The sequence below is a fragment of the Ensifer adhaerens genome (assembly GCF_028993555.1).
Taxonomy (GTDB): domain Bacteria; phylum Pseudomonadota; class Alphaproteobacteria; order Rhizobiales; family Rhizobiaceae; genus Ensifer; species Ensifer adhaerens_I.
On the sequence record NZ_CP118610.1, the window covers coordinates 3655733 to 3670360 of the forward strand.

Here is a 14628-nt window from a genome sequence, read left to right on the forward strand (position 1 = left end):
AAATCCGGCTTATTTCCATTCGCGGATATCGACGAAGTGACCCGCAACCGCAGCGGCTGCCGCCATTGCCGGCGAGACCAGATGCGTGCGGCCCTTGAAGCCCTGGCGTCCTTCGAAGTTGCGGTTCGACGTGGACGCGCAACGCTCGCCCGGCTTCAGCCGGTCGTCATTCATCGCCAGACACATGGAGCAGCCCGGCTCGCGCCAGTCGAAACCGGCTTCCTTGAAGATCTTGTCGAGGCCCTCGGCTTCGGCCTGTTCCTTGACGAGGCCCGAGCCCGGAACGATCATCGCCGACACGCTCGAAGCAACCTTGCGGCCTTCCACCACCTTGGCAACTTCACGCAAGTCCTCGATGCGACCATTGGTGCAGGAGCCGATGAAGACGCGGTCGATACCGATGTCGGTGATCTTGGTGCCCGGCTTCAGGCCCATGTAGTCGAGCGCACGCCACTTTGAGACGCGCTTGGTTTCTTCCTGGATCTCGTCCGGGTTGGGAACGATACCCTGAACAGAAATCACGTCTTCCGGAGAAGAACCCCAGGAAACGATCGGCGGCAGGTTGGCAGCGTCGAGCACGACGACGCGATCATAATGAGCGCCCTCGTCCGTGTGCAGCGTCTTCCAGTAGTCGAGCGCCATGTCCCAGGCCTTGCCCTTCGGAGCACGCGGCTTGTCCTTGATGTAGGCAAACGTCGTCTCGTCGGGCGCGATCAGGCCGGCACGAGCGCCGCCTTCGATCGTCATGTTGCAGATGGTCATGCGGCCTTCCATCGACAGCGAGCGGATGGCTTCGCCAGCAAATTCGATGACGTGGCCGGTGCCGCCGGCGGTGCCGATTTCGCCGATGATCGCAAGGATGATGTCCTTGGCGGTAACGCCTGATGGCAGCTGGCCGTCGACGCGCACCAGCATGTTCTTCGCCTTCTTCTGGATCAACGTCTGCGTGGCGAGCACGTGCTCGACCTCCGACGTGCCGATGCCGTGCGCCAGCGAACCGAAGGCGCCGTGCGTCGACGTGTGGCTGTCACCGCAGACGATGGTCATGCCCGGCAGGGTGAAGCCCTGCTCCGGGCCGACGATGTGCACGATGCCTTGGCGCTTGTCGTTCTCGGAGTAGTATTCAACGCCGAACTCGGCGGCGTTCTTGGCGAGCGCCTCGACCTGGATGCGGCTTTCCTCGTTCTTGATGCCGAGGTGGCGGTCAGCCGAGGTCGGCACGTTGTGGTCGACGACGGCGAGCGTCTTCTCCGGGGCGCGGACCTGGCGGCCGGCCATGCGCAGGCCCTCGAAGGCCTGCGGGCTCGTCACTTCGTGAACGAGGTGACGATCGATGTAGAGAAGACAGGTGCCATCTTCCTGTTCGTTGACCAGGTGGTCGTCCCAGATCTTATCATAGAGGGTACGCGGTGCGCTCATGGCGGTATATCCATCGAGTTTTCAAAAAAGGCAGGAAAAGCCGGCGGCAAGGCGGCCGGAAGCACTGATCGGGAAATCAGGATAGGCGGCTTGTAAGCGCCCCGTGGACGCGCGCAAAGAAGCGTGCCGGCAGGCGCTTGTGGTCCTGCAGCACGACGATTTTCTGCTCGCTACATCCAAATTTGGATTCCATGGCCGTGTTCATATCAATTTTCTGACAGGTCGGCAATCGGTGGAAGCAACCTCAGCGCTGCTCGGCGCGCCTGAGCCGCCGCTCCAGTCCCCGCAATCCCAGCGACAGACCGATGGTCAGCACCAGATAGACATAGGCGACGATCGAATAGGTCTCGAAGAAGCGGAAGGAACCGGAGGCGTACACCTTGCCCATCTGCGTGATGTCGGCGACGCCAAGCACGGAGACGAGCGAACTGTCCTTGACCATGGCGACGAAGTCGTTGCCGAGCGGCGGCAGGATGACACGGATCGCCTGCGGAAAGATGACGAGACGGAAGCGCTGGTAGCGCGTAAGCCCCAGGGCCTTGGCGGCTTCGACCTGCCCCTTGTCGACCGACAGGATGCCGGCGCGGAACACTTCGGCGATGAACGCGGAGTAGCCGATCATCAGGGCGATGATGGCGCGCCACATCAGCGAGATGTCGCGCACGCCGACGGGATCCATCCAGCCGGCTCCGATCAGCGGTGCTGAGATGAAGTTGGCCGCAACGACAAGCGCCGGCGCCCCAACGAAGGCGATATAGAACAGGAGCACCAGGATCGGCACGCCGCGGATCACTTCGGTATAGAAGCGCGCGATCTGCCGGAGCGCCGAATGCTCGGATAGCGCCATCAGCGCGATGCCGAGGCCGAGCGTCGTCGCCAGCACGAACCCCATGAGGGTCACGAAGACGGTGACGCCAAGCCCCTTGAAGACGACGGTGAAAACCTCGGAGAAGATGTCATTGGTGACAATCACGGCAGCGAGTGCCGCTGCGATCACAAGTAGGGCGACCAACCACCAGGGATAGTCGCCCTTGCCGGACATGCCAGAAGATTGTGGAGCGGCCATTGCCTGAAATCAGCCGCCCATTTTGTATTCGAGGAACCACTTCTTATCGAGCGCGTCGAATGTGCCGTCCGCCTTCAACGCCTTGATCGCGGCGTTGATCGGAGCGACGAGATCCGACCCCTTCGGGAAGATGAAACCGAAATCTTCGGTTCCGAGCGGACCGCCGACGACCTTGAGCTTGCCTTCGGAGGAATCGACATAGCCCTTGGCGGCGACGCTATCGGTCAAAACCACGTCGACGTCGCCGGCCTTCAGTGCCTGCACGGTCGCGCCGAAGGTCTCGAACAGCTTGATGCGCGGGTTCTGCTCGTTGCCATCAAGCATTTCGTAGACAGCGGTATAGAACGGCGAGGTGCCGGGCTGGGCGCCGACGAGGCCGTCAGCGAATGCGCCAAAGCTCTTGCCGTCGTTGAACCGTGTCTCATCACTACGCACCAGCATGAACTGCTGCGAACGCATGTAAGGGTCGGAGAAGTCGACCTTCTCCTTGCGGTCGTCCTTGATGGTGATGCCGGTCATGCCGATCTGATACTGGCCGTCATGCACCGCCTGGATCATCGCATCCCAGCTGGTGTTCTGGTATTCGACCTTGAAATTCAACCGCTTGGCGATCTCATTCATGGCGTCGTATTCCCAGCCCTTGGCTTCGCCCGACTTCGGATCGACGAACTGTAGCGGCGGGTAGGCGTTCTCCGTGACGACGACAACCGTCTTGCCACCGAGATCAGGCAGGTCGCTGGCAACGGCCGGTGCAGAAAATGCGAAAGGAACGGCAAGTGCGGCTGCGATGCCCGCAAGCACATGGCGACGGATTGTCATTGGAGGGCTCCCGAAAATTGTGGCAGCGGAAAATGTCACAAATTCAGACGGAAAGACAAGCGGATAGTACCAAAAAAGAAAGGCGGCCGAGGCCGCCTTTCCAACATTCCGAGAGGAATGAAAACTTATTCTGCTGCGGCTTCCGCTGCTGCCTTTGCTTCGGCGGCTTCGGCTGCTGCCTTCTCGGCGGCGAGAGCCTGAGCTGCTGCAACCTTTTCAGCCTCGATGCGTGCCTTTTCCTCGGCGATCGCCTGACGCTCGGCTTCGTTCAGCTTGCGGGCGCGCGTGCCGGTGTTCTCGACGATACGAGCCGACTTACCGCGACGATCGCGCAGGTAGTAGAGCTTGGCGCGACGGACCTTACCGCGGCGAACCACTTCGACGCTCTCGACGAGCGGCGAGTAAACCGGGAATACGCGCTCGACGCCTTCGCCGTAGGAGATCTTGCGAACGGTGAAGCTTTCGTTGATGCCGCCGCCCGAACGAGCGATGCAGACGCCTTCATAGGCCTGAACGCGGGTACGGTTGCCTTCGACAACGCGGACGTTGACGCGCAGCGTGTCGCCGGCGGAGAATTCGGGAAGGGTGCGCTTGGCGGCGATCTTGGCGGCCTGTTCGGCTTCCAGCTGCTGGATGATGTTCATCGGTCTAACCTTTCAAGTTCTTCTGAAACAGCCAGAGCGCTCTCGGTGAACCTGTCGGGCTTGCCTTCAGGTCTTGCCGGAAACCGGCAGGAGCGGATTCGCCATTCTTTGTTTTGGTCGACGGGCAAAGAACCCGAACCGGGGCGGCACATACACCAATCGTCCCGCCTTGTCATCCCCGGAAGCCATATTTTCTCGGCGATCCGCGGCAAGAAACGCCTTTCTATCAGAAATTCCGGATGGATGCTTGCTCGATTGTCCGAACGGACGGGCTTGCGGCTATCCCTGCCACCGGTTATCCCGAGCATGGAGGGTCGGGGGAGACCATGCATATCTTCGAAGTGCTCATGCTGTTTGCGGCCGGCTTCCTGTCCGGCGTCGTCAATGCCATCGCCGGCGGCGGAACGTTCCTGACCTTCGGGGCGATGACGCTTGGCGGCCTGTCGCCGATCGTCGCCAACGCGACCTCGTCGATCATCCAGTTCCCGGGCTACATCACCTCGGCGCTTGCCTATGCCAAGGAGATTCGCGCCGACAAGCGCTATGCCATCCTGCTCGGTGTGATCTCGGCGCTTGGCGGTCTTGCCGGCGCACTGCTCTTGATCTCGCTTTCCAACGCCTCCTTCCGCGCGCTGGTGCCCTGGCTGCTGCTTGCGGCAACTGCGATTTTCGCGGCCGGGCCGCTCTTGAAGCCCAAGGCGCGCGTCGACGAGCATGCGATCAACCCGGCCGGCATCGGCGCCCAGTTCGTCACGTCAATTTATGGCGGCTTCTTCGGCGCCGGCATGGGCATCATGATGCTGGCCGTGCTTGGCCTTGCGACCGGCGGCGGCTACCATCGGCTGAACGCGCTCAAGAACTTCATCTCGATCGTGATAGCGGCGATCGCCATCGTCGTCTTTGCTGCCGGTGGTGTCGTCTCCTGGCTGCATGCGGCGATCATGGTGCCGGGCGCTGCGCTTGGCGGCTACAGCGGCGTCTGGGCGGCGAGACGCGTACCACAGGCGGTCATCCGCGCGCTTGTGGTCGCCGTCGGCCTGCTGCTTGCCGCCTATTACTTCTTTACCGGCTGATCGAGAAGATCGGGCCTGCGCTCGGCGGTCAGGCGCCGCGCCTCCGCCTCGCGCCACTTGGCAATCGCGCCGTGGTTGCCCGAGGTCAGCACCGCCGGGATCTCGCGCCCTTCGAAGACCTGCGGCCGGGTATAGTGCGGATGCTCGAGCAGGCCGCCTTCGAAGCTTTCATGCACGCCCGAAAGCTCGTTGCCCATGACACCCGGCAGGATGCGCACGACGGCATCGAGCAGCGTGAGGGCCGCCGGCTCGCCGCCGGAAAGAATATAGTCGCCTATGGAAACCTCTTCGAGGCCGCGCGCATCGATCACGCGCTGGTCGACGCCTTCGAACCGTCCGCAGACGATGACGACGCCAGGCCCGGACGCGAGTTCACGTACCCGCTCTTGCGTCAGCGGTCGGCCGCGCGGGCTCATCAGCAATCTTGGCCGATCGTCATCTTCAGAGACACGATCGATCGCCCGGGCAAGCACGTCGGGTTTCAGCACCATGCCGGCACCGCCGCCGGCAGGCGTATCGTCGACAGTGCGGTGCTTGTCCTCGGCGAAATCGCGGATCTGCACCGCCTCGATCGACCATTGGCCGCGCTCCAGCGCCTTGCCCGAAAGGGAAACGCCGAGATGGCCCGGAAACATTTCGGGATAGAGCGTCAGAACAGTTGCGCGAAACGTCATCGCCGCGTCGCTCACTTGCGTTTTGCGGAAAACGGATTGCCCGAATCCTGGTCCTTGTCGTCGGAAAGACCGGCGGCCACCGGGTCGACCAGCAGCTTGCCCGCTTCCAGATCGATTTCCAGCACCGACCATTCGGTAAAGGGGATGAGCACCGGGCGCCGGCCCGGACCCTTCAGCTCCAGCAGGTCGCCGGCACCGAAGTCGAAGACCCCGCTGACCTTGCCATAACTGGTGCCATTGCCGTCGATCGCTTCGAGACCCTCGAGATCGGCATAGAAGAACTCGTCCTCGTCCAGATCGTCGTCGGGAAGGTTGTCGCGCTCGATAAAGAGTTCCAGGCCGTTGAGGCCTTCGGCCGCATTGCGGTCGTTGACGCCGCGGAAGCGCACGACGACGACATTCTTCGCCTCGCGGATTTCAAGCACCTCGAAGACGCGGCCGTCGGCACTGTGCAGGTTGCCGTAGTCGCCGAGCGCCGTCGGGTCGTCGGTAAAGGACTTGACCCTGACCTCGCCGCGCAAGCCTTGGGCTGCGCCGATCGTCGCCATCAGAACCGGGTTTTCGAGTTTGCTCATCGTGCGCGTCCGTTTCGGTATATCCCGGTGCACATAACGGAAAACGGGCGGCATGGAAATGCCACCCGTTTCCTTAAGTCACCGCAATCCGAAACGGGAATGCTGCCGGAAGACCGACGATCCCGTTCCAGACCGTTTGCCGGATATTATTCTGCAGCGGCAGCAGCGGCGTCTTCGGCCTTCTGCTTGGCTTCCGCAGCGCGCTCCTGAGCCTTCTTGCCCGGAACAGCCTTGGTCGGGTTGCTGCGAGCCGGACGCTTTGCGAGACCTGCCTGATCGAGGAAGCGCAGAACGCGGTCGGTCGGCTGGGCGCCCTGGGCGATCCAGTGAGCAACGCGCTCGGCGTTGAGCTCGATGCGCTTTTCGTCGTCCTTGCCGAGCATCGGGTTCCACGAGCCGATCTTCTCGAGGAAGCGGCCGTCACGCGGGCTGCGGGCGTCGGCAACGACGATCTGGTAGTACGGACGCTTCTTGGAACCGCCACGGGCGAGACGAATTTTCAGTGCCATTTGAGTTACTCCTTGCAGGCTTTCTTGACCGCTTCGTTTCAAGCGGAATGGGGGGTACCGGCGTTGCCCGCGTTATGCGAGCGATCGGCGGCGATGGCTTCATGATGCCGGATGACTTCCTTGATGATGAAGTTCAGGAACTTCTCGGCGAAATCCGGGTCCAGATTGGCATCCTTGGCCAGGCGGCGCAGGCGTTCGATCTGGTATTCTTCGCGCGCCGGGTCGGCCGGCGGCAAGTCGTGCTTGGCCTTGAGAACGCCGACTGCCTGGGTGCAGCGGAAGCGTTCGGCCAGCATGTGGACGAGTGCGGCATCGATGTTGTCGATCGACTGCCGGTAACCCGCCAATTCCTGTTTGATTTCGGGATCAATCATCTCTCACCGATCCTCACTTCTTCTTCGGCAGGCCGGGAAGGCCGGGGAAACCGCCACCGAGGCCCGGAAGCTTGGCGCCACCCAGACCCGGCAGACCGCCGCCGCCAAGGCCCGGCATGCCACCGGGCTTGAGGCCGGCTGCCTCCGCCTGCTTCTGCAGCGCTTCGAGCTGCTTCGGGTCGAGCTTCGAAAGGTCGGGCATGCCACCGCCACCGAGGCCACCAAGCCCCATCTTGTTGGCAAGGCCGCCCATCATCTGCTTCATCATGCCGCCTTTGCCCTTGCCGCCCATCATCTTCATCATGTCCGCCATCTGGCGGTGCATCTTCAGAAGCTTGTTGATGTCGGCGGCATCAGTGCCAGAACCGGCGGCGATGCGCTTCTTGCGCGAATGCTTCAGGAGGTCGGGGTTGGCACGCTCGGCCTTGGTCATCGACGAGATGATGGCGAGCTGGCGCTTGAACAGGCTGTCGTCAAGGCCTGCGGCAGCCATCTTGTCCTTCATGCCGGCCATGCCCGGCATCAGGCCCATGATGCCGCCCATACCGCCCATCTTCTGCATCTGGCCGAGCTGGTCGGCAAGGTCGTTCAGATCGAACTTGCCCTTGGCCATCTTGGCGGCCATGGCGGCCGCCTTCTCGGCGTCGATGTTCTCGGCCGCCTTCTCGACGAGCGAGACGATGTCGCCCATGCCGAGGATGCGGTCGGCGACGCGACGGGGATGGAACTCTTCGAGTTCGCCCATCTTTTCGCCGACACCGATAAGCTTGATCGGCTTGCCGGTGACCGCGCGCATCGACAGCGCCGCACCGCCGCGGCCGTCGCCGTCCATGCGGGTGAGCACCAGGCCGGTGATGCCGACGCGTTCGTCGAAGTTGCGGGCGAGATTGACTGCGTCCTGACCGGTCAGCGCATCGGCGACGAGCAGGATTTCATGCGGATTGGACTTCCGCTTGATCTCCGCCATCTCGATCATCAGCGGCTCGTCGATATGGGTACGGCCGGCGGTGTCGAGGATGACGACGTCATGACCGCCGAGCTTGGCAGCCTGGACGGCGCGCGCGGCGATATCGGTCGGCGACTGGCCGGCAATGATCGGCAGCGTATCGACACCGGTCTGCACGCCGAGCTGGCGGAGCTGCTCCTGGGCCGCCGGACGACGCGTGTCGAGCGAAGCCATCAGGACCTTTTTCTTGTCCCGCGACTTCATCCGGTTGGCGATCTTGCCGGTGGTCGTCGTCTTACCGGAGCCCTGCAGACCCACCATCATGATGACGACCGGTGCCGGCGCGTTGAGGTCGATCGTCACGCCCTCGGAGCCGAGCATCTCGATGAGTTCGTCATGGACGATCTTGACGACCATCTGGCCGGGCTTGATCGACTTCAGGATCTCGGCGCCGACGGCCTTTTCGCGAACCCTTTCAGTAAAGGAGCGCACGACATCGAGCGCGACGTCGGCTTCGAGCAACGCACGGCGAACCTCGCGGAGCGCAGCGGAAACATCGGCTTCCGACAATGCGCCGCGGCCGGTCAGTCCATTCAATATGGAACCAAGGCGGTCCTGGAGGCTCTCGAACATTCTCACTTCCTTCTGGTTTCCGGTGGCGATCAACTCGCCGGAAACGTGGGTTCCTTCGCCTGGAAAACAAGGCGCAAAGCCAAAAACCACCCGAGGGCGCGACGCGCTGTCGGATGTTGACCTCCGGGTTCTCTTTATACCTTTACGGGACCCGGTCGGTGGCTTCGAAGACTTGAGCTTGCGAAGGAATTGGGGCGGATAAACAGGAAAGCGCAGCAAAAGTCAAGGACGACAGGGCAATGAGGGCGCTTTGGGCTCAGAGCGCCCCGCTATCGACCGCCTCGTCCAGTTCCCCTGCCAACTGTTCGAAGGCCGTTGCCACCCGCGTCATGACCCGCAGCGTCGCGACCACTTCGGTCTGATTGATGTCACCGAGCAGGGCGTGCAGCATCTCGACTTCACGACGATGGATTTCCTCGAACAGATCAAGCCCGGCAGCTGTCGGGGTACAAAGATAGGCACGCCGGTGTTCCGGATTCGGCCGCTTCTCGAGCAAATGCTTGTCCATCAGGCCGTTGACGACGCGCAGCACGAACTGTCGTTTCATCGATAGGCGTCGCGCCGCCTCTGGCACCGTCAGCGGCTCCAGGCAAAAAAGTTCGAGAACAGCGCGCTCCGCAACAGATATGCCGGCGCCGTCGAGCATATGCTCCGACGCTCGTTGCATATTGAGATTGATCGAGCGGACCAGCCGAAGGGTTTTGTAGAGGCGTTCATGCGGGTCGAATCGAACGAGCATGGAAGCACGATAGCAATCCAGTTGCTGTTTTCAAGAATTTGTTAAAGCCCGATCTTCCATCGGATGCGCCGGTGCACCATCTCTTGCAGTCAAATGACATGCCGAAAGGCTCGGGATGAAGAAGTCGCAAAACCCATACTATCGAGGCCCCGTCTCCGATCACTTCGACGGAACCCGCTTCTTCAATCCCGGCGGCAGGCCGCCCAAGGGCATGACTGATTTGCTGCGCTGGCAGTTCGGCGGCGGCAAGGCGCGCTGGCCGGCGCACAATCCAAGCCCATTCGCACAGACCAAGCCTGAACTCGTCGTCGAAGGCGAACGCCTGCGCGTGACGATGGTCGGCCACGCGACGCTGCTCATCCAGGTGCACGGGGTGAACATTTTGACCGACCCCGTCTGGGCACATCGCGCCAGCCCTTTCGCCTTTGCCGGCCCGCAGCGCCGCAACGCCCCCGGTATCGAGCTCGACGACCTGCCGCCGATCGACATCGTGCTCGTTACCCACAATCACTATGATCACCTCGATGTCGAGACGCTAGCCGCGCTCCATGAGGAACACGGGCCGCGGATCATCACCCCGCTCGGCAACGACACGATCATTCGCCGCGCCGTTCCTGACGCTGAGATAACAGTGGTCGACTGGAACGACCAGGTTGATTGCGGCGACGACATCATTCTCCATGCCGAGCCGTGCCATCACTGGTCGGCCCGCGGCTCGCGCGACCGGCGCATGGCGCTCTGGGCAGCTTTTGTACTGGAGACGCCGGCGGGCAAGATCTATCACGTCGGCGACACCGGCTTTCACGACGGCATCAACTACCGTGCGGCGCGCGAAAAACACGGCGCCCTCCGGCTGGCCAACCTGCCCTTCGGCGCCTACGAGCCGCGCTGGTTCATGCGGGACCAGCACCAGAACCCGGAGGAAGCGGTGCGCGGCATGATCGAATGTGCCGCAGCCCATGTGGCGGGCCACCACTGGGGCACGTTCCGCCTGACCGATGAAGGCGTGGACGAGCCGCGCCAGGCGCTGGAACGGGCGCTCGATGCGGCCGGCATCGCCCGCAGCCGTTTCCGGCCCTTGCGCCCCGGCGAAATCTTCGACGTACCCTCGGCGGCGCCGGCCGGCGAATGAACGCGGCACTGGTAATTTCCGGGCTTTTCCGCCATATACAGCCCGAATGAAGGGTGCCTCTCTTGCAAGAGGCCGGTTTGGACAATCGCCACATGACCGACAACGTGCAATTCGCCAGGATGAACGGGCTTGGAAACAAGATCCTTGTCGTCGACATGCGCGGTCGGAAGGATCGGGTCACGCCGGCGGCCGCGATTGCGCTCAATGCCGATCCGGCCACGGCCTTCGACCAGATCATGGCGATCCACGACCCCAGGGCGGCCGGCACCGACGCCTGGATCGATATCGTCAATTGCGACGGTTCCATGGCCCAGGCCTGCGGCAATGGAACCCGTTGTGTCGTCCAGGCGCTCGCGGCCGAAACCGGCAAGAAGGCCTTCACCTTCCAGACCATCGCCGGCATCTTGAACGCCAGGGAGCACGAGGACGGCACGATATCGGTCGATATGGGCACGCCGGTTTTCGCCTGGGACAAGATCCCGCTTGCCGAAGAATTTGCCGACACGAGCCGCATAGAGCTTCAGATCGGACCGATCGACAATCCCGTCCTGCATTCGCCTTCGGCCATGTCGATGGGCAATCCGCACGCGGTTTTCTGGGTGGACAAGGACCCGATGTCCTTCGATCTCGACCGTTTCGGCCCACTGCTTGAAAACCATCCAATGTTTCCCGAGCGCGCCAATATCACGCTGGCACAAGTGCTTTCGCCCTCGTCGCTGCGCACCCGCACCTGGGAACGTGGCGCTGGGCTGACATTGGCCTGTGGCTCGGCCGCCTGTGCGGCCGCCGTCAGCGCCGCACGCACCGGCCGCACCGGCCGGAAGGTGACGATCGACGTCTCCTCCGCCCCCGCCCCGGCAAAGCTGACCATCGAATGGCTGGACAGCAACGACCATGTCGTCATGACCGGTCCGGCCGAATGGGAATGGTCCGGTACGTTGAACCCGACGACCGGCACCTGGCAGCGCGACGAAGCCGAGGCCAGTGGAGCCCGGGCGCTTTGAGCGGCGTCGAGGTCATAACCTTCGGCTGCCGTCTCAATACCTACGAATCCGAAGTGATGCGGGCGGAAGCCGAGAAGGCGGGGCTGAACAACGCCATCCTTGTCAATACCTGCGCCGTCACCGGCGAGGCCGTGCGCCAGGCGCGCCAGGCGATCCGTCGCGCCCGCCGCGACAATCCGCATGCCCGCATCATCGTCACCGGCTGCGCCGCGCAGACCGAGAAGGAAACCTTTGCCGAAATGGCCGAGGTCGATGCCGTGCTCGGCAACGAGGAGAAGCTGAAGAGCGCCTCCTATCGCTCGTTGCCCGACTTCGGCGTCTCGGCGGAAGAAAAGCTGCGCGTCAACGACATCATGAGCGTGCGCGCCACGGCACCGCAGATGGTCAAGCACATCGACGGCCACGTGCGCGCCTTCATCCAGGTACAGAACGGCTGCGACCATCGCTGCACCTTCTGCATCATCCCCTATGGCCGCGGCAATTCCCGCTCCGTGCCGATGGGCGCCGTGGTCGACCAGGCACGCAAGCTCGTCGAGACCGGCTATTGCGAGATCGTGCTGACCGGCGTCGACGCCACCAGCTACGGCGCCGATCTTCCCGGTGCCCCGACACTCGGCCTGCTTGCCAAGACGCTTCTGAAACAGGTGCCGGAGATCCGCCGCCTGCGGCTTTCCTCGATCGACGGCATCGAGGCCGACAAGCACCTCTTCGACCTGATCGCCGACGAGGCGCGTTTCATGCCGCATCTGCATCTGTCGCTGCAGCACGGCGACGACATGATCCTCAAGCGCATGAAGCGCCGGCACTCGAGCGCCGACGCGCGCGCCTTCACGGACCAGGTTCGGCGCTTGCGCCCCGATATCAGCCTCGGCGCCGATATGATCGCCGGCTTTCCGACCGAGACGGAAGAGATGTTCGAAAACGCTGCAAAGCTCGCGGAGGATTGCGGCATTGTGCATCTGCACGTCTTTCCCTACAGCCCGCGTCCCGGCACGCCGGCTGCGCGCATGCCGCAGCTCGATCGCGGCCTCGTCAAGGATCGTGCCTCCCGCCTGCGCGCTGTCGGCGCGACGCTCTACGCCCGCCACCTCGACAGCATGGTCGGAAGCGAGCAGACGATCCTGGTCGAGAACAACGGGCTCGCCCACACACAAAACTTCACGCTTGTCGATGCCGCCGGTCTCGCACCGCGCGCGCTTGTTCCGGTCTCAATCACCGGCAACAATGGCAAGCATCTGACGATGCAGGTAAAACAGATGGCTGCGGCCTGATTTATGCGGAATTCCTGAATGGCAATGGGTTTCATCAAGAGGATCTTCACCTTCGGCAAGGGCGCGGTGGAGGAAACGAAGCCGCAGGATGCCGCGCCGGAGGCGGACGTCGCGGGCGCGTCGCCTGTCGAAACACCGGCTGTGCCGGAACCCGCTATCTTCGAGCACATCTCCCCGGCCGAAGCCATCATCGACGAACAGCCGGCGGCTGAAGAAACCTCCGAAGAGCTGCTTCAGCCGCTGTCCGACATCGAGGCGCTGCCGCTCGCCGTGGAGGACCCGATCCTGCCGGCCGAGATCGAGACCGCAGGTGGACCGGCGCCGGACGAGACGTCCAGCGAAGAGACTATTGCATCAGCAGAGCCCGTCACTGAACAGCATGGACTGTCGCCGGCGGCGCAAGAGTCGCTCGAGGCTTACGGCGAGCTTCAGGAAACCGTGCCTGAAGAACCGCCCGTCGAGCCTGAAGACCTGGCCGAACAGGAAGAAATCGCTGCCGTTGAAACGCAGGCGGTCGACGATGAGGCAAGCCACACGGCCCCCACCTATGCAGAGCCTATCGACGAAGTCACCCCAGAGAGTGACAGTGTTCCCGAGGCGCCAACGTCCGAAGCACCAGCTGCCGAAACGCCGGTTCTTGATGCGCCCGTGCCTGAGGAGCCAGTCCTCGAAACCCCCATCGCCGAAGCTCCCGCTGCCCCCGCAGCCCTCCCCAAGGGCTTTGCGACCGCCGACAGCAGACCCAAGGAAGAGCCGGCCTCTGCGCCGAAGGAAAAGCTCACCTGGTACCAGCGCCTGCGCCGCGGCCTTGCCCGCACCTCGTCGCAGCTGACCGGCCAGATCGCCAGCCTCTTCACCAAGCGCAAGCTCGACGAGGCGACGCTGCAGGATCTTGAAGACCTGCTGATCCAGGCGGACCTTGGCGTCGAGACGGCGATGCGCATCACCGACACGCTTGCCTCCGAGCGCTACGGCAAGGATGTCTCCGGCGAGGACGTTTCGCGCATCATGGCCGGCGAAATCACCAAGGTGCTTTCGCCCGTCGCCAAGCCGCTGGAACTCGACCTCAGCCACAAGCCGCACGTCATTCTCGTCGTCGGCGTCAACGGCACCGGCAAGACGACGACGATCGGCAAGCTCGCAGCCAAGCTTTCGGGCGCGGGCCTGAAGGTCATGCTCGCCGCCGGCGACACCTTCCGTGCCGCGGCGATCGAGCAGCTGAAGATCTGGGCCGAGCGCACCAATTCGGACATCGTTTCTTCCAAGCTCGGCGCCGATGCCGCCGGCCTCGCCTATGAAGCCTTCCAGCAGGCGCGCGAGAAGAAGTCCGACGTGCTCATCATCGACACTGCCGGCCGACTGCAGAACAAGGCCGAACTGATGGCGGAACTCGAAAAGATCGTCCGCGTCCTCGGCAAGCTCGATCCGGATGCACCGCATACCGTATTGCAGACGCTCGATGCCACCACCGGGCAGAACGCCCTGCAGCAGGTCGAGATCTTCCGCAACGTCGCCGGCGTCAGCGGCCTGATCATGACCAAGCTCGACGGCACGGCGCGCGGCGGCATCCTTGTCGCCATCTCGGCCAAGCACAAGCTGCCGGTCTATTTCATCGGCGTCGGCGAAGGCATCGACGACCTGGAGCCGTTCGAGGCCAAGGATTTTGCCGAGGCGATCGCCGGCGTCGCGGCCTGATGAGGCAGTTCTGCGCCCGTGCGTTTGCACGGGCCCATTGCCTTGATATGGTTTT

The 14628-nt window shown here is 63.0% G+C and carries 15 protein-coding genes; 5 read left to right on the forward strand and 10 right to left on the reverse strand.

Annotated features, from left to right (window positions below; translation table 11 throughout):
* Positions 1-9: 9 nt before the first annotated feature.
* The 4 genes from leuC to rplS all read right to left on the reverse strand — a co-directional run bounded on the left by leuC (position 10) and on the right by rplS (position 3948).
* Positions 10-1419 carry a 3-isopropylmalate dehydratase large subunit gene (gene leuC / locus PWG15_RS17715; protein ID WP_275021821.1) on the reverse strand — a complete coding sequence of 470 codons (1410 nt, stop codon included), beginning with the start codon at positions 1417-1419 and terminating at the stop codon, positions 10-12.
* Positions 1420-1663: 244 nt separating this feature from the next.
* Entirely contained in the window at positions 1664-2485 is an 822-nt protein-coding gene (locus tag PWG15_RS17720) for an amino acid ABC transporter permease (protein ID WP_275021822.1), read from the reverse strand.
* Between the two features lie 9 nt (positions 2486-2494).
* Positions 2495-3304: a basic amino acid ABC transporter substrate-binding protein gene (locus PWG15_RS17725; protein WP_275021824.1), complete on the reverse strand. Its 810-nt coding sequence runs from the start codon at positions 3302-3304 to the stop codon at positions 2495-2497.
* A 125-nt stretch (positions 3305-3429) separates the two neighbouring features.
* The gene (gene rplS / locus PWG15_RS17730) at positions 3430-3948 is read right to left on the reverse strand and encodes a 50S ribosomal protein L19 (RefSeq protein WP_043625625.1); all 519 of its coding nucleotides are present in this window, start codon (positions 3946-3948) and stop codon (positions 3430-3432) included.
* A gap of 326 nt (positions 3949-4274) precedes the next feature.
* On the opposite strand from rplS, the gene PWG15_RS17735 reads away from it, so the two are divergent.
* Complete coding sequence (locus tag PWG15_RS17735; protein ID WP_275021825.1) at positions 4275-5021, forward strand: sulfite exporter TauE/SafE family protein; 747 nt, start codon at positions 4275-4277, stop codon at positions 5019-5021.
* Here PWG15_RS17735 and trmD read toward each other — a convergent pair.
* From trmD to PWG15_RS17765, 6 genes are all read right to left on the reverse strand, one after another.
* Positions 5003-5695, reverse strand: coding sequence for a tRNA (guanosine(37)-N1)-methyltransferase TrmD (trmD, locus tag PWG15_RS17740; protein WP_275021826.1), 693 nt, complete (start codon positions 5693-5695; stop codon positions 5003-5005). The genes PWG15_RS17735 and trmD overlap by 19 nt on opposite strands.
* Positions 5696-5706: 11 nt before the next feature.
* Positions 5707-6270, reverse strand: a complete 564-nt coding sequence (gene rimM, locus PWG15_RS17745; protein ID WP_275021827.1) for a ribosome maturation factor RimM — start codon at positions 6268-6270, stop codon at positions 5707-5709.
* A 146-nt stretch (positions 6271-6416) separates the two neighbouring features.
* Positions 6417-6779, reverse strand: a complete 363-nt coding sequence (gene rpsP, locus PWG15_RS17750) for a 30S ribosomal protein S16 (protein ID WP_275021828.1) — start codon at positions 6777-6779, stop codon at positions 6417-6419.
* A 38-nt stretch (positions 6780-6817) separates the two neighbouring features.
* Positions 6818-7153 (reverse strand): chorismate mutase, encoded by a 336-nt coding sequence (locus PWG15_RS17755; protein WP_275021829.1) that lies wholly within the window; start codon positions 7151-7153, stop codon positions 6818-6820.
* Positions 7154-7166: 13 nt separating this feature from the next.
* Positions 7167-8732, reverse strand: a complete 1566-nt coding sequence (ffh, locus tag PWG15_RS17760; RefSeq protein ID WP_275021830.1) for a signal recognition particle protein — start codon at positions 8730-8732, stop codon at positions 7167-7169.
* A 256-nt stretch (positions 8733-8988) separates the two neighbouring features.
* Complete coding sequence (locus PWG15_RS17765) at positions 8989-9378, reverse strand: MarR family winged helix-turn-helix transcriptional regulator (protein WP_275021831.1); 390 nt, start codon at positions 9376-9378, stop codon at positions 8989-8991.
* 208 nt (positions 9379-9586) lie between these two features.
* On the opposite strand from PWG15_RS17765, the gene PWG15_RS17770 reads away from it, so the two are divergent.
* The 4 genes from PWG15_RS17770 to ftsY all read left to right on the forward strand — a co-directional run bounded on the left by PWG15_RS17770 (position 9587) and on the right by ftsY (position 14573).
* Positions 9587-10603, forward strand: a complete 1017-nt coding sequence (locus tag PWG15_RS17770) for an MBL fold metallo-hydrolase (RefSeq protein WP_275021832.1) — start codon at positions 9587-9589, stop codon at positions 10601-10603.
* A 92-nt stretch (positions 10604-10695) separates the two neighbouring features.
* Complete coding sequence (dapF, locus tag PWG15_RS17775; RefSeq protein ID WP_275021833.1) at positions 10696-11607, forward strand: diaminopimelate epimerase; 912 nt, start codon at positions 10696-10698, stop codon at positions 11605-11607.
* On the forward strand, positions 11604-12878 hold the full coding sequence (gene mtaB, locus PWG15_RS17780) for a tRNA (N(6)-L-threonylcarbamoyladenosine(37)-C(2))-methylthiotransferase MtaB (protein ID WP_275021834.1): 1275 nt from the start codon (positions 11604-11606) through the stop codon (positions 12876-12878). The genes dapF and mtaB overlap by 4 nt, the downstream gene beginning before the upstream one ends.
* Positions 12879-12896: 18 nt before the next feature.
* Positions 12897-14573 (forward strand): signal recognition particle-docking protein FtsY, encoded by a 1677-nt coding sequence (gene ftsY / locus PWG15_RS17785; RefSeq protein ID WP_275021835.1) that lies wholly within the window; start codon positions 12897-12899, stop codon positions 14571-14573.
* Positions 14574-14628: the final 55 nt, after the last annotated feature.

What these genes read in the sequence shown, in the direction of transcription:
- rpsP (WP_275021828.1), bottom strand. Translation starts at nt 6,779, where the DNA reads ATGGCACTGAAAATTCGTCTCGCCCGTGGCGGTTCCAAGAAGCGTCCG.
- PWG15_RS17735 (WP_275021825.1), top strand. Translation starts at nt 4,275, where the DNA reads ATGCATATCTTCGAAGTGCTCATGCTGTTTGCGGCCGGCTTCCTGTCC.
- PWG15_RS17755 (WP_275021829.1), bottom strand. Translation starts at nt 7,153, where the DNA reads ATGATTGATCCCGAAATCAAACAGGAATTGGCGGGTTACCGGCAGTCG.
- PWG15_RS17765 (WP_275021831.1), bottom strand. Translation starts at nt 9,378, where the DNA reads ATGCTCGACGGCGCCGGCATATCTGTTGCGGAGCGCGCTGTTCTCGAA.
- trmD (WP_275021826.1), bottom strand. Translation starts at nt 5,695, where the DNA reads ATGACGTTTCGCGCAACTGTTCTGACGCTCTATCCCGAAATGTTTCCG.
- ffh (WP_275021830.1), bottom strand. Translation starts at nt 8,732, where the DNA reads ATGTTCGAGAGCCTCCAGGACCGCCTTGGTTCCATATTGAATGGACTG.
- dapF (WP_275021833.1), top strand. Translation starts at nt 10,696, where the DNA reads ATGACCGACAACGTGCAATTCGCCAGGATGAACGGGCTTGGAAACAAG.
- leuC (WP_275021821.1), bottom strand. Translation starts at nt 1,419, where the DNA reads ATGAGCGCACCGCGTACCCTCTATGATAAGATCTGGGACGACCACCTG.
- PWG15_RS17720 (WP_275021822.1), bottom strand. Translation starts at nt 2,485, where the DNA reads ATGGCCGCTCCACAATCTTCTGGCATGTCCGGCAAGGGCGACTATCCC.
- ftsY (WP_275021835.1), top strand. Translation starts at nt 12,897, where the DNA reads ATGGCAATGGGTTTCATCAAGAGGATCTTCACCTTCGGCAAGGGCGCG.
- rplS (WP_043625625.1), bottom strand. Translation starts at nt 3,948, where the DNA reads ATGAACATCATCCAGCAGCTGGAAGCCGAACAGGCCGCCAAGATCGCC.
- PWG15_RS17725 (WP_275021824.1), bottom strand. Translation starts at nt 3,304, where the DNA reads ATGACAATCCGTCGCCATGTGCTTGCGGGCATCGCAGCCGCACTTGCC.
- rimM (WP_275021827.1), bottom strand. Translation starts at nt 6,270, where the DNA reads ATGAGCAAACTCGAAAACCCGGTTCTGATGGCGACGATCGGCGCAGCC.
- PWG15_RS17770 (WP_275021832.1), top strand. Translation starts at nt 9,587, where the DNA reads ATGAAGAAGTCGCAAAACCCATACTATCGAGGCCCCGTCTCCGATCAC.